This is a genomic window from Aquimarina sp. MMG015 (assembly GCF_018100855.1).
GTDB lineage: Bacteria > Bacteroidota > Bacteroidia > Flavobacteriales > Flavobacteriaceae > Aquimarina > Aquimarina latercula.
Window position 1 is genome coordinate 104626 of record NZ_JAGJEB010000010.1, and the last position, 14669, is coordinate 119294.

15 protein-coding genes are annotated in these 14669 nt (G+C 31.8%); 2 read left to right on the plus strand and 13 right to left on the minus strand.

Translation table 11 applies throughout. The annotated features are described in order from the left end of the window. Positions 1-18: 18 nt before the first annotated feature. Complete coding sequence (locus tag J8L88_RS18115; RefSeq protein ID WP_211061488.1) at positions 19-855, plus strand: ion transporter; 837 nt, start codon at positions 19-21, stop codon at positions 853-855. After that, complete coding sequence (gene miaA / locus J8L88_RS18120) at positions 848-1765, plus strand: tRNA (adenosine(37)-N6)-dimethylallyltransferase MiaA (protein ID WP_027393601.1); 918 nt, start codon at positions 848-850, stop codon at positions 1763-1765. Before J8L88_RS18115 ends, miaA begins: the two co-directional genes overlap by 8 nt. A 27-nt stretch (positions 1766-1792) precedes the next feature. On the opposite strand, the gene J8L88_RS18125 is transcribed toward miaA, so the two are convergent. The 13 genes from J8L88_RS18125 to dapA form a co-directional block, all read right to left on the minus strand. Continuing rightward, positions 1793-2506, minus strand: coding sequence for a response regulator transcription factor (locus J8L88_RS18125; protein WP_027393600.1), 714 nt, complete (start codon positions 2504-2506; stop codon positions 1793-1795). Positions 2507-2509: 3 nt separating this feature from the next. Then, positions 2510-4078, minus strand: a complete 1569-nt coding sequence (locus J8L88_RS18130) for a sensor histidine kinase KdpD (protein WP_027393599.1) — start codon at positions 4076-4078, stop codon at positions 2510-2512. Between the two features lie 84 nt (positions 4079-4162). Further along, the gene (coaE, locus tag J8L88_RS18135; protein WP_027393598.1) at positions 4163-4741 is read right to left on the minus strand and encodes a dephospho-CoA kinase; all 579 of its coding nucleotides are present in this window, start codon (positions 4739-4741) and stop codon (positions 4163-4165) included. A gap of 3 nt (positions 4742-4744) precedes the next feature. Continuing rightward, complete coding sequence (locus tag J8L88_RS18140) at positions 4745-5707, minus strand: CdaR family protein (protein ID WP_027393597.1); 963 nt, start codon at positions 5705-5707, stop codon at positions 4745-4747. Between the two features lie 6 nt (positions 5708-5713). Then, positions 5714-6718 carry a glycosyltransferase family 2 protein gene (locus tag J8L88_RS18145; RefSeq protein ID WP_118385882.1) on the minus strand — a complete coding sequence of 335 codons (1005 nt, stop codon included), beginning with the start codon at positions 6716-6718 and terminating at the stop codon, positions 5714-5716. Between the two features lie 137 nt (positions 6719-6855). Then, on the minus strand, positions 6856-7674 hold the full coding sequence (locus J8L88_RS18150) for an enoyl-ACP reductase (protein WP_027393595.1): 819 nt from the start codon (positions 7672-7674) through the stop codon (positions 6856-6858). A gap of 82 nt (positions 7675-7756) precedes the next feature. Beyond that, complete coding sequence (recN, locus tag J8L88_RS18155; protein ID WP_211061489.1) at positions 7757-9412, minus strand: DNA repair protein RecN; 1656 nt, start codon at positions 9410-9412, stop codon at positions 7757-7759. Positions 9413-9494: 82 nt separating this feature from the next. Next, on the minus strand, positions 9495-10382 hold the full coding sequence (locus J8L88_RS18160; RefSeq protein WP_027393593.1) for a DUF4835 family protein: 888 nt from the start codon (positions 10380-10382) through the stop codon (positions 9495-9497). After that, positions 10375-11589, minus strand: a complete 1215-nt coding sequence (coaBC, locus tag J8L88_RS18165) for a bifunctional phosphopantothenoylcysteine decarboxylase/phosphopantothenate--cysteine ligase CoaBC (protein WP_118385880.1) — start codon at positions 11587-11589, stop codon at positions 10375-10377. The genes J8L88_RS18160 and coaBC overlap by 8 nt, the downstream gene beginning before the upstream one ends. A 2-nt stretch (positions 11590-11591) precedes the next feature. Then, positions 11592-11924 (minus strand): DNA-directed RNA polymerase subunit omega, encoded by a 333-nt coding sequence (locus J8L88_RS18170; RefSeq protein ID WP_027393591.1) that lies wholly within the window; start codon positions 11922-11924, stop codon positions 11592-11594. A gap of 15 nt (positions 11925-11939) precedes the next feature. Continuing rightward, a complete protein-coding gene (locus J8L88_RS18175) occupies positions 11940-12731 on the minus strand; it encodes an outer membrane protein assembly factor BamD (protein ID WP_118385879.1) in 792 nt (263 codons plus the stop codon). Between the two features lie 135 nt (positions 12732-12866). After that, positions 12867-13784 (minus strand): ion channel, encoded by a 918-nt coding sequence (locus tag J8L88_RS18180; RefSeq protein WP_027393589.1) that lies wholly within the window; start codon positions 13782-13784, stop codon positions 12867-12869. A 9-nt stretch (positions 13785-13793) separates the two neighbouring features. Next, entirely contained in the window at positions 13794-14669 is an 876-nt protein-coding gene (dapA, locus tag J8L88_RS18185) for a 4-hydroxy-tetrahydrodipicolinate synthase (protein ID WP_211061490.1), read from the minus strand.

A 14669-nucleotide genomic window follows, 5' to 3' on the forward strand; every position in this document is an offset into this window, starting at 1 on the left:
TAGTTAAAATAATTGATTTTGGAGCATCATTCAAACAACAAAAGCTGGAAACATAAATTGCACGAAGTGATTTATGAAGCTGATACACGAGCAGGTAAGTCTTTTGACTTAATCATTCTTACCATGATACTAGCAAGTATTGTGCTAGTAATGCTAGAAAGTGTATCTTATATAAATGAAAAATACGCATCATTATTTAATATACTAGAATGGGTAATTACGATTGTATTTACAATAGAATATTTTTTAAGAATTATTGCAATTAGCAAGCCGAGAAAATACATCTTTAGTTTTTATGGTATTATTGATTTTTTATCCACTATTCCAAAATATCTATCTATTCTATTTGTAGGAACTCATGCTTTAGTTGCATTAAGAGCTTTACGTTTACTAAGGGTATTTAGAATTTTAAAATTAGCTCGTTTTATTGGAGAATCTAACAATTTAGTAAAAGCCTTAAAAGCTAGCAGAGCCAAAATTTCAGTTTTCCTATTTGCTGTTTTAATTGTTGCCATTATTTTAGGTACTGTCATGTATTTAATTGAAGGTCCAGAACACGGTTTTAATAGTATCCCAAGAAGTGTATATTGGTGTATTGTTACTCTTACTACTGTAGGGTATGGTGACATCTCTCCTGAAACTCCTTTAGGTCAACTAATTGCATCAATGGTTATGGTATTAGGTTATGGTATTATAGCCGTCCCAACAGGAATAGTAAGTGCGGAATACAGTCAACAGACTAAAGATGAAAAGATAAATCTTAATACACAACATTGCGCCAATTGTAATACGGATAATCATCTAGATGGATCTAAATTCTGTCATAATTGTGGACATACTTTATTCAATGACTAATACCCTGATTGTAGTTGTAGGTCCTACTGCCATAGGAAAAACTAGCTTAAGCATTAAACTAGCTCAAAATCTTGATTGCGAAATTGTTTCTGCAGATAGTAGACAGTTTTATAAAGAAATGTGTATTGGTACAGCAGTTCCTAGTTCCGAAGAACTGCAACAAGCAAAGCATCATTTTATACAACATAAAAGTATACACGAAAATTACTCTGTTGGAGATTTTGAGAAAGAAGCTTTAGAAAAATTAACGGAACTCTTCAAAGAAAATAAATATGCCATTTTAGTAGGAGGTTCTGGATTGTATGTAGATGCAGTTACTAAGGGGCTAGATAGTTTTCCTAAAGTATCGGGAGCTATTAGAGAAGCTTTAAAGGAACAATATCATAAAGAAGGAATCGAAAGTTTACAACAAAAACTAAAGCAGCTAGATCCTTTCTATTATGAAAAGGTTGATATCCATAATACACATCGTGTAATGAGAGCGTTAGAAATTTGTATTAGTAGTGGAAAACCTTATTCTTCTTTCATCACCAAAACACCAAAAAAACGATCTTTTAATATTATTAAAATTGGTATTACTGCAGAAAGGCAAATCATATACAACAGAATAAATGAAAGAGTTGATATAATGATTAATGAAGGTCTACTAGAAGAAGTGAAAAGTTTGTATCCCGATAAATCCTTAAATGCACTAAATACAGTGGGCTATAAAGAAATATTTGAATATATGAATGGTAAATCTGATTTAGATTTTGCTATTTCTGAAATCAAAAAAAATACCAGACGTTTTGCTAAGAGGCAACTTACCTGGTTTAAAAAAGATGAGAAAATAGTATGGTTTGATTATCTATATAATCTTGATAACATATTATCATATATCAAAAAAGTCGCTACTGAGCTTGGCTTGTAGCGACTTTTAATATATTATTACCGTTATCTACGACTCATCACTACGTACAACAAGTCTGAATCCTTCTCCATGGATATTCAAAATTTCCACATTTTCATCCTTCTTTAAATATTTTCTAAGTTTAGCGATATACACATCCATACTTCGAGACGTAAAGTAATTATCATCTCTCCATATCTTTGTAAGGGCTAGTTCTCTAGGCATCAAATCATTAAGATGTAATGCTAGCAAACGTAATAATTCATTCTCTTTAGGAGATAGCTTTATAGGATCTTCTTCTCTAAAAGTCAAAAATCTTAATTTTGAGTTTAGATGAAATCCACCAATTTTAAATTCAAATTGCTTACTATCAGCAACCGACTCAGTGCTTTTGCGCTGCATGATTGCCTGTATCTTCATTAACAAGACTTCGCTATCAAATGGCTTATTTAAATAATCATCTGCTCCAACTTTATATCCTTTTAAAACATCTTCTTTCATAGCTTTTGCTGTTAAGAAAATGATAGGAACTTCTTCATTTTTATCTCTTATCTCTTTTGCTAGTGTAAAACCGTCCTTATAAGGCATCATTACATCCAGGATACACATATCATAATCATCCTTTTTGAATTTTTCGAAGCCTTCCATACCATTTTTAGCATGTACGACATCATAATCATTCATAACAAGGTAATCCTTTAGTACTGTTCCAAAATTAGGATCATCTTCTACAAGCAAAATCTTTTTGTTTTCTGTTTCCATATTTTAAGATATTAACGGTAATTTAGTTATAAATGTGGAGCCTTTTCCCCGTTCGCTCTCCACCCATATTTGACCGTGATGGTCATCTATAATTCGTTTTACATAGGTTAATCCAAGTCCGTGACCCTTTACATTATGCAGATCACCAGTATGCTCTCGAAAGAACTTCTCAAAGATTTTTTTCTGAGCCACTTTACTCATTCCAACTCCTTGATCACGTATCTTAAGCACTATACTATTCTTCACATTTTCTGTATAGATATCAATTTTAGGTGCTCCTTCGGAATACTTAATTGCATTATCTAAAACATTTACTACTACATTAGTCATATGACTATCATTGGCTAAAATAGAAGATTTCAATGCTCCTAAATGTGTTTTTATATACCCTTCTCTATTCTCGACAATTAAAGACACATGTGTTATTCCATCTTCAATAATATCGTGTAATTCGAGTGGTTCTTTCTTTATATTTAATTCATTTTTTTCTAACTGCGATATTCGTAAGACATTCTCAACCTGTGTTAACATTCTCTTATTCTCTTCACGAATCATCGTCATATATCGCTTACGTTTATCTTCATCATTTGCAATTTTGGGGTTTTTAATTGCATCTAACGCCAGATTAATAGTTGCTATGGGCGTTTTAAGCTCATGAGTCATATTATTTATAAAATCTGTCTTTATCTGCGATATCTGTCTTTGTTGTAATAATTGAGATAAAGCACTCGAATACGCTACCACAATAACTAACGTAAAAATAATTGACAAAATCGCCATCCCTTTTATAGTCGATAATATATATCTATTCTTACCTGTAAAGTTCACATATAACTGATACAAGCTAGAACCATCTTCATTATTTACAAACAAAGGCACTGCAAAAGTGTTCCCATCACTTTCATTCGCACTAAAATCATCAGAACGTACTCTCGTAGCTAATGCATTACTATAAATTGCATATTCGAAATCTACTTTCATATCTCGTTCTGCTAATTCCTTTTTAAGTAATCTTCTTACTTCTTCTTTTTTCACTCTTCGATGAATAGGGATAAAGTTTGCTAACTGATCTATTACAATTTCATAATCTCTTCTCTGTAGATCTGTAAGCGTACTCAACCTATCTAACTTAGACTTGGATCTATATCTTTTCTGATAATTTTCTTTCTCATTATCTATCAATTCAGCATTCCTATTCAATATATCTTTAAGCCTTACCGTATCTATATTAAAGTCTATAAATGACGAAAACAATTTAGAATCTTCTTCTAAAACGCCATCACCAAAAGCAAACGATCCTTTATCAAAACCTATGTTTAAGAGCTGTTGAATTGTTTTGTTATCCGGTTGTTTGATACTATCTAATATCTCTTGTAAGGGATAATACATTTCTTCAAACTCACGATACTCAATTTTATTAGAAACAGAAATCAATATTTGCTTAGCATTAAAAGAAAATTGTTCTCTATTATTCTCTACTGTATTCTGTATCCAATATCCCTGAACAAAAATAATCCCAATTAAAGACAAACTCATCAATAGGATCAGCAATGCGAATAACCTTTTATTCATAGGTCAAAAGTAAGACTTTAACATTTAGCTACTTTAGGGTTTAACCAAATGTTAACAAAATGAAAGATTAGGAAAATAACACAATTAAAGGATAACTTTATTATGGATTTTTTTAACTTGAAGCCATGTTTCTTCTAATTTCGTATTAATTATAACGAAATCTGCCAATGGAATCTTTTTTGAATCCTCCCATTGATTTTTAAGTCGTGCAAGAACCTGCGATTTTGTAGTATTATCCCGCTTTAAAACTCTCTGTATTCTGGTTTCTTTAGGAGCAGTTATCAGAATTGTGTAATCACATTGCTTGTATCCACCATTTTCAAATAATATAGCTGCTTCTTTTATAACATACTCGGATTTCTGCTCATTTTTCCATTTAATAAAATGATCAGCAACAGCTGGATGCACTATACTGTTCAGTTGTTTTAGGAGTTCCTTATCATTAAAAACTTTATCAGCAATAAATGGTCTATTTAATTTCCCATCGATATAAGATTTCTCTCCCAATAATTTTACTATGTGATTCTTAACCCCCAAATCTTCATTCATCAATTTTTTAGCCTCATCATCAGCTATATAAACCGAAACCCCAAGCTCGGCAAACATTTTTGCCACCGTAGATTTCCCACTTCCTATTCCTCCCGTAAGACCAACTACTTTCATACATTAATTTAAAATAACAAATTGTACTTGTTTATCTTGTAAACGAACATCATGAATAGATGTTGGCATATCTACCAATTCTAGAATTAAAAATGGACTATCGGCAGACACCTTATTATAATCAGCTATAACCCTGAAATCTCTTAAACTAATCTCATTGTATTTATCCAAACCAACTCTATAAACTACTTTTACTTCTTTAGGAAAGATCTTCACCTCTTTATCTTCAGGTATATTCATTAATGTTATAGGTATCTCTTGGCTTCCTTCTGTAAACTTACTTACCAAAATATTAGCCTCTATTTCCTTTGGAACAACACCAATTCTAGAAGGTAAACTGTCTGTTTTAATGGACAATGTAGTATTATAATCAGTATTTAAACCTTCTAACTCTAAATTCTCCGTTACAACATAACTTATAGTATCTATTATTCTTTTTGGACCACTAATAGTTATTGAATCAGGAGAAAGAACAACTCCTTTATCACTTCCATATCCTGGTGCATATAAAAGTTTCTTGGATATTCGTATAGGAATTTTCTTCTCTAGGTTAATATCTAGCTTAACTTTTAAAGTATCTTTTTGCACAGAAAGTATTCTTCCTTTAAAATTTAATTTATTCTTTAAAGACTGATTTGCCTTATCTACATAAAAATAATAATCATTACTACTTTCCGTTTCTACGGCACTTGTAATATCTAATTCTAATCTAGGTTTACTCCATGTATGATTAATTAACCTAAAACCATTTCCATTTAAAGTAAGTTTTAATGTTTGGTCACTATCTTCATGTAGAATTCTATCATTTGGAATATTTGTGTATTCGATATCAACCTCTACTTCTTGTGTGTAATTTTTAGAAAATTGTATAAAAAGCCATAAAATAGAGGTAAATGCCAAAAAAAACAGGAATGTTTTGACATTATTTCTTTTTAAAGAAAATCTATTCAATTTGGTCTTAGGCATAGGTGATTACTTTAAAAAAAACAACTTCTTAAATTTTTGTTCAGGATTTTTTTTGAGCAGATGAATATAATAATAAGATTTCAAGAAACCTTTTCCATAACCATAAAATTGAACCCAAACAGCCATAACTGATTGAATTCCTATAGAAAGACTGTGGTAATTAATAGTGGCATTTATAAAAATAATTACAAAATATAGTATCCAGAATGCAATGAAATACCAGAATCCTAACAAAGCTGTAATCATAGCAAATATGGTATACAAAACAAATAACGTAGGAAACCAATAGGTAATTTTAGAAGTCTCAGGATGCCATAAATTTAAAATTGGACGTACTAATCCAAATTTATTGACCTGTATATAAAATTTGTTCCAAGAGATTCTTCTTTTATGAAATACCTTAGCGTCTGGTATCAATGCCGTATCGTACCCCAATTTCCAAAGTCTAATTGTAAGATCTGGGTCTTCTCCAGGATGGATATTACCAAAACCTTCTGAAGCTTCAAAAGCTTCTTTGGATATCCCCATATTAAAACTTCTGGGCTGAAACTTACCCAACGTATTTTTCCTACCTCTTATACCTCCTGTAGTCAGATAAGAAGTCATACTAAAACTTATTGCTTTCTGTAAATTCGAGAAGTTTTTATGGGCATCATCAGGACCACCAAAACAATGCACAAAATTTGTAGACAAAAAATCTTTTACTTTACGTAAATAATTCTTTGGTAAAATCACATCACTATCCAAAATAAGGAAGTAATTTCCTTTAGCTTTTCTCATCCCAAAATTGCGAGAATCACCAGGCCCCGTATTATTTTTTTGGTAATAACTAATTTGCAATTGACTGTCATAAGACTTAATTACCTCCTCTGACGTCTCCGACGAACCATCTTCTATAATTACTACCTCATAAGCTTGATCGTATTCTAATTCGATCATGCTACTTAACAACTCGTCTATTTCATTAGGCCTATTATATACAGGTATAACAAAAGAAAAAGAAATATTCATTAGGCAAAGGTAAGTAAACAAAACATCCTATGTAATATAGAAATTAGGATTTTGATCTATCAAGGATAATACTAAAATTAAAAAAGCTTAATCCATAATGAATCAAGCTTTTTGTTATATTTAAACGTAAATCAATACTATTCTTCGTCGACAAATTTTTCCATCACCATCTGACTCACTCCCATGTTAGAAAACCCTCCATCGTGATATAGATTTTGTAATGTTACCTTCTTTGTTAAATCAGAAAACAACGTAATTGTATAATCTGCACATTCATCCGCTGATGCGTTACCTAGGGGAGACATTTTATCGGCGTATTCAATAAAACCATCAAATCCTTTTACTCCTTTTCCTGCTGTAGTAGGCGTTGGTGATTGTGAAATTGTATTCACTCTAACCTTTTTATCTCTACCAAAGAAATAACCAAAACTACGAGCTATCGATTCTAGATACGCTTTATTATCAGCCATATCATTATAATCAGGAAAAACTCGCTGAGCAGCCATATACGTAAGAGCTACGATACTACCCCACTCATTCATTGCTTCTTTCTTGTACAATGTTTGCATTGTTTTATGAAACGATAATGCAGATACATCCCATCCTTTTTCACTCCAATCATAATTTAGATCCGTATAGTGACGCCCTTTTCTAACATTAACTGACATCCCGATAGAGTGTAAAACAAAATCCAATTTTCCTCCTAAAATCTCCACTGATTTCTCCACAAGATTTTCTAAATCTTCTAACGATGTTGCATCTGCAGGTATAATTTGAGAATTTGTTTTCTCCGCAAGGTCCTTGATAGCTCCCATACGCATCGCAACTGGAGCATTTGTTAGCACAAAAGTTCCTCCTTCTTCAAAAACACGTTCTGCTGTTTTCCAAGCGATTGAATTTTCATCAAGTGCGCCAAAAATTATCCCTCTTTTACCTTTTAATAAATTGTAAGACATTTAATACTCAATTATAAATGATTTATGAATGGTAAAGATAACAAAACGTCCTAAACCTAAACCATACTCTATAAACTTTAGTTTAATTATTTAACAATGATTTGGCATGTGTTAAAGCAGAATCAGAAATGTCCTTACCACCTATCATTTCTGCAATTTCGCGGACTCTATCTTCTTCATTTAGTAATCTAAGTCTAGTGACTGTAGTATCATTTACATCTTCCTTGTAGACTTTATATTGACTCTGTCCATTTGCCGCAATTTGAGGTAAATGAGTAATACTAAACACTTGAAGATTTTTACTCATAGCCATCATCAAATCCGCCATTTTATGTGCAATTTCTCCTGAAACACCAGTATCTATCTCATCAAAAATTATTGTCGGTAATTGCGTATATCTAGAGAGTATTGCTTTAATAGCTATCATAATCCTAGATAATTCTCCTCCAGAAGCAACTTTCTTTAACTCTCCATATACACCTCCTTTATTGGCAGAAAATAGAAACTCTAAAACTTCTTTTCCATTAGAGAAGTATTTTTCTTGTAAGGTTAAAGCTGTTTTAAAAGTGGCATTGGGCATTCCCAACGCACTTAAAATACCTTCTAATTCAGATATTAGTTTTGGTAACGCTTTTATTCTTTTATTATGAATTCTAACTGCGAGCTCGTCTAACTGTTTTTGTGTAGTTGTTATATCTTTTCTAATATTTTCTATAGTCTCAGAAAGCGATTCTGTTTTAGCAACTTTTTCCTGTAAGTTTTCTTTTATTACAATCAATTCTTCAATGGAGGATACAGTGTGTTTCGTTTGAAGGTTATGAATAATTTGTAATCGTTGACTCAGTTCTTCTAATTGCACAGGATCTGCATCTAAACCTTCAAGTTCATTCTGCAAAGAATCATGTATATCTTCTAATTCGATAGAAACACTTTGAATCCTATCCGATAACTCTTTTAAAGTCCCAGAATACTGGGCCACTTTAGAAAGACTTGCTTTTATTGTATTTAGAAGGTCAGAAACCCCAACTTCTTCCGAAGAAACTAATGAAACAGAAGAAGACAGTCGCTCTTGTATCTCTTCGATATTATTTAACGTCTCATAGCGCTCTTCTAACTCAGCCAGCTCTCCTGGTTTAAGCTTTGCTTCTTCTAATTCGTTCAGTAAAAAAGAATTGTAATCGTGTTCTTTTGTTAGCTCCTGTTGACTCTCTATTAATGCTTTTTCTTCTTTTTCTTTAATTTTTAATAAAGATAAGCCACGTTTATAAGATTCTATTTCTCTACCACAATCTGATAAAGCATCCAGTACTTCAAACTGAAAATCATTGGTAGTAACTTCTAAGGTTTGATGCTGACTATGAATATCAATTAATCGGACCCCTAACTTATTTAAAGAATTTAAAGTAACTGGTGTATCATTAATAAAAGCTCTTGATTTACCAGACGGCAGAATCTCTCTTCTTATAATAGTTTCTGATTCATAATCTAAATCTTCTTCTTCGAAAAACGTTTTAAGTTTATACTTTTCTATATCGAAAACACCTTCGATACTGCATTTTACGGAATTATCTTTGACACTTGATAGATCGGCTCTTTTCCCTAACAAAAGCCCTAAGGCACCTAAAAGTAAAGACTTACCCGCTCCGGTTTCTCCAGTAATTGTAATTAAACCGGCATCAAAAGAAACCTGTAGTTGTTCAATTAAAGCGAAGTTTTTTATTGAAAGACTTCTTAACAAAGGATAGTAATATTTTTATTATTTATTAAAGAAAGTAAAGATACTATAGTTTTAAAAAGATTTCAATTTCAAGAAGAAAAACTTATAATTTTATCTCTGCCCAGTTAGTAGCATAGGTAGGTGCTATTCTACTTAGTATCGACATAGTCTCTGCAATATTCATTGAAGGTCCTCCAGAAAGGATTTTTGAAACCTCATCCGCTTTTGCATCAAAAAACACTCTCATTATATATGAATTAGGCCTGGTTCTATGCAGTCCTTCGAGAGTTTTCATTGATTCTAAAATAGACTCTTTACCTTTTTTAAGATCATTACTCATAATATCCAGTCCTTCTCTGTGATAAGAATATAACGCAGTTCTATATCCGTCAAAAGTACCAGATAATAAATCATCATTTAATCTAAATCTAGTTTGGGGACCATCTTGACCGTTCCAACCAACTGTATTACCTCCTTGAGCGTTCCCTACTATATTTTTAGCTTCTTGATAATATGCAGTTCCAGAATTTAATTCGAAAGAATCCGCATCAACTCCCAATATGGTATACAAGTAAAAAGCAACTACAGAAATAAGGTTTGATTCAAAATTGTTAGGATTATAATTTAAAGGCTGGAACTCTAAGTACTGAAAATTAAACTGTTTATCATTAATATTCAATATAGTAGTCTTATAATTAGAACCATATATAGGTCTAGAAGCTTGAACTTGCACCGTAGCATTAAAACTATCATTGCTATTTCCATTAATGGTAATAAAGAAACTGCAATCTATTCGTTCTTCAGTTCGATAATCTAACTCAGTCCATTTTGTATTATTAATAAACTCTGTAACCGATCTTTCTAATGTCTTATAAACTTGTAAATTTGGATTTCCTGTTTGTTCTGCATTTACCACCACTGTGGCATTAAACTCTTGAGCATTAACTATAATACCAAATAACAGTATAACAAATGGAAAAATTTTACGCATTACGTTGTTCATTAATTTCATTAAAAATATCCTGTGCAACCTCAGTCTTGGTCTTTAATTCAAACGCTTTAATTTCTAATTTATGATTAATCAGTGTTACTTTATTTGTTTGCCCTTTAAAACCAGCACCTTTATCATTAAGAGAATTAAGTACAATTAGATCCAAGTTCTTCTTCTCTAGTTTGCCTTTTGCATTTTGTTCTTCATTCTCTGTTTCTAATGCAAAACCAACTAAAAATTGATCTTTTTTCACAGAACCCATCCATTTAAGGATATCAGTAGTGCGCTCTAATTCAATGGAAAAGCTAGTATCGGATTTTTTTATTTTTTGATCAGAAACATTCTTTGGTCTGTAATCTGCAACCGCCGCAGAAGCTATAGCTATATTGCAATTTTCAAATTCTTTAGTTACCGCTTCATACATAGAAGCTGCACTTACAACAGGTATTACATTTATAAAGTCATGAGAAACCTTAAGTGAAGAAGGCCCCAATATTAATGACACCTCTGCTCCTAGATAAGCCGCTGTTTTTGCTAACTCTATCCCCATACGTCCACTAGAATGATTTCCTATAAAACGAACTGGATCGATAGCCTCATATGTTGGGCCTGCTGTAATTAAAACTTTTTGCCCTTTTAAAGGTAATTTTCCTAAAATATCCTCTTCTATAAAACGAATTATAGTAGCAGGCTCCGCCATTCTACCTTGTCCTACTAATCCACTTGCTAGCTCTCCTGATTCTGCTGGAATCATGATATTACCGAAAGACTGAAGCTTTTTGAAGGTTTCGTGTGTTGATGGATGATTGTACATATCTAAATCCATTGCCGGAGCAAAATACACAGGGCATTTTGCAGATAGATAAGTCGCCAAAAGTAGATTGTTACTACTACCAGTTGACATCTTAGATAAAGTATTAGCTGTGGCTGGTGCTATAAGCATGATATCCGCCCATAACCCCAACTCTACATGGTTATTCCATTCTGCGTTCTCATCTTCTTCATCATAAAAGGATGAATGCACTGGATTCTTAGATAATGTAGAAAGTGTAAGTGGCGTTACGAAATCTTTTGCTGCAGGAGTCATTACAACCTTTACTTGTGCGCCTGATTTAATAAAAAGACGCACCAATGAAGCTGTTTTATATGCAGCAATACCAGCGGTAACACCTATAAGAATTTTTTTACCGCCTAATATTGATGACATACTTATAACGATTCAGAATCTGTCTTTGTATTTCTGAAGTATATTTTACCATCTAACCATTCTTGCGCTGCAAGAGAATGTGGCTTAGGTAATCTTTCATAAAATTTAGAAACTTCTATCTGTTCTTTGTTTTCAAAGATTTCTTCTAAACTGTCATTGTAAGTAGCAAACTCATCTAACTTTTCTAAAAGCTCTTTTTTTATATCAGTATTAATTTGATTGGCTCTTTTAGATATTACAGAAATTGCCTCATAAATATTACCTGTAGGCTGATCTACTAAATTCTTATCAATTGTAGTAGTATTAACAGGCGCATTACTTTTTTTCAAATCCATCTTCTCCTAAATTTTCTATTTATATTGTTCTAATCGTGTCTTGATATCTTCTGATATTTCTTCTGCATCCGCAGTAAACTCTCCTTCTTTATAATACTTTTTATAATTATTATAAAAACCATTAGCAACTTCAAGTCGTTCTTTTACAAGTACATCATAACTCCCAATTGCAAGTAAATATTGAGATTCTAGCTTGTAATATAATGCTTTTTCTCTAAAAGTAGAACCAGGATAATCTATTAAATAGTTATCAAAGGCATTAATAGCTACTTTATAATTCTCTCTATGATGATAGCGTTTTGCTATTTCAAAAGCTTTTTTCTCCTTTTTATTTCTTAATTCTGCAACTAAGCTATTAGCTTCCTCAAGATTTTCACTATCTGGAAAAGCATTTATATATGTTTGTAATTTTTCTAAAGCTTCATCTGTTTCCGTCTGATCCAAACTATATCTTGGAGAAAGGTAATAATAGCTTTTTGCTCCTTTATAAGAAGCCTCTTCTCTTTTATCACTATTAGGATACGACTTAGCAAATCTTTCAAACTGATAACCTGCAAGATAGTAGTCTTCCAAATTATAATACGTATCAGAATAATAATACATCACTCTTTCTGCTTGTGGTTTTCCTCTAAACTGAGGTACAATCTGTTCAAAAAGTCGTAATGCTTTTTTATACTTCCCTTCTTTATATAACTCTTCTGCTAATTTATATTTAGGTCCAACTTCTTCTGCTTTGAGTACTTTTTGATACTCACTACAGGAACCAAAAGCTATCACTAAAATCAGCAAAAACAAAAATTTCTTCATATCTTAAAAAACATCTGGCAAAAATAGATATTTCTGCCGTATTACAAAAACTTTAATTCATCTATTAAAGAACTAAAAAAAGACGGGGTTGTTGCAAAAGAAAAAAGAAAAAAAGAACGTTACTTAATTTATTCATTACAAGGTTTTTGTTTCTCCTATTTTATCATGATCTAAAACAGTAAAGCCCTCTTCATCATAATGAAAAGCTGGGATAAAAGCTTTGTCAATATTTAAATTGTGTAACATATAAGAATGCACTTGATGTACTTCTTGAGCAAAAGACTCATCATAATACGTAACTAATATTAAAATTTCTCCGTGTAATTGAGGTAATTCTTCTTTTTTAAATTCTGATAAAGGACTCGATTCATTAATTGGATGAACTACTGTCCAAGTTGTTGGTAAATATGTAATTTCATTTCTTTCTAATTTTAAATTGTAAAAGTTATTTACATATTTATCATTTTCGGTTTTTTGAGATAACGCCAATGTAACCTCAACTTTTGGACGAATCATAACATTTGTACTCCTGCTCATTAATCTAAACATAATACTATTGACATTATTATGTTCTCTTAAAACCATAATATCGCTAAACCTAATACTTGATTTAGGCTTAGAAAATCTTCCATACAACAACCCAGTAATAAAAGAAAAACTTAACAACCCTATCAAAGCCTCAATCGAAGAAATAACACCAAAAACTACTCCTTTTGGAGCCATTGCTCCGTACCCTACAGTAGTTACAGTCTGAGCAGAAAAAAAGAAGGCTTTCATAAAATCTCCTATAATACTTCCGGTTGGAACTGTTATCGCAGAGATTCCAACTAATACATATATAATAGCGAATACTGAATTTATAAACACATAGCCTAAAAACACCCAACAAAAGAATTTAAACCAAGATATACTTATCAAGTAATTATAACTCCTAGAAATGGATGTACGTCTATTGAGATGTTTTATATTAAAAGAACCATCTTTATTAATAAATCGTTTCGCTCTTTTATTAGACGAAAGACCAATACCAGGATCTTTTATTTTCTTGGCCATAAAAGCTTATTAATTATTCTTTATATAATCATCTATTCTATCTGCTAAATTTTTAGAGACTGGAATTAAAGGCAGACGCAAATGATCATCACAAACCCCTTTGTTTTTTAGAATATTCTTGATTCCAGCAGGGTTACCTTCTTCAAAAGCATAATCTAAAATTGGTAATAATTTATATAAGATTTCAAAAGCTTGTTGTGTATCTCCAGAAAGTCCCAAACGGATCATTTCTGAAAACTCTTCTGGAAACCCTTGACCAATTACACTAATAACTCCATCTCCACCTGCAGTAACTGCTGGTAATGCTAAAGCATCATCCCCAGAAATAACAAGAAAACCCTTTGGACGATCCTTTAAAATCTTTAACACTTGTGTAAAATCACCCGTTGCTTCTTTAATTCCAACAATTTTATCTAATTGCGCTAATTTCAAAGTCGTTTCGGCAGCCATATTGGTTCCTGTTCGGGATGGAACATTATATAATAAAACTGGCAATGGTGATTGATCATTAATAATTTTAAAATGTTGATATATACCTTCTTGAGTAGGTCTATTATACATAGGAACCACAGATAATATCGCATCAAAAGCTGACAATTCCGTGTCTTTTATTTCTTGGATAATTGACGCAGTATTATTTCCTCCTATACCAATTACTAAAGGTAATCTCTTTTTATTTACAGTAACAATATGATCTACTAAAGCCTTTTTTTCGTCCTTAGAAAGCGTAACTGATTCTGCAGTCGTACCCAATACTACCAGATACTCTACTCCACCATTAACACAAAATTCTACTAAAGATTCAACTCCATCAAAATCAATTGAACCATCATTCTTAAAAGGTGTAGCTAATGCAACACCAGTTCCTTTCAGAAAAGCACTCAT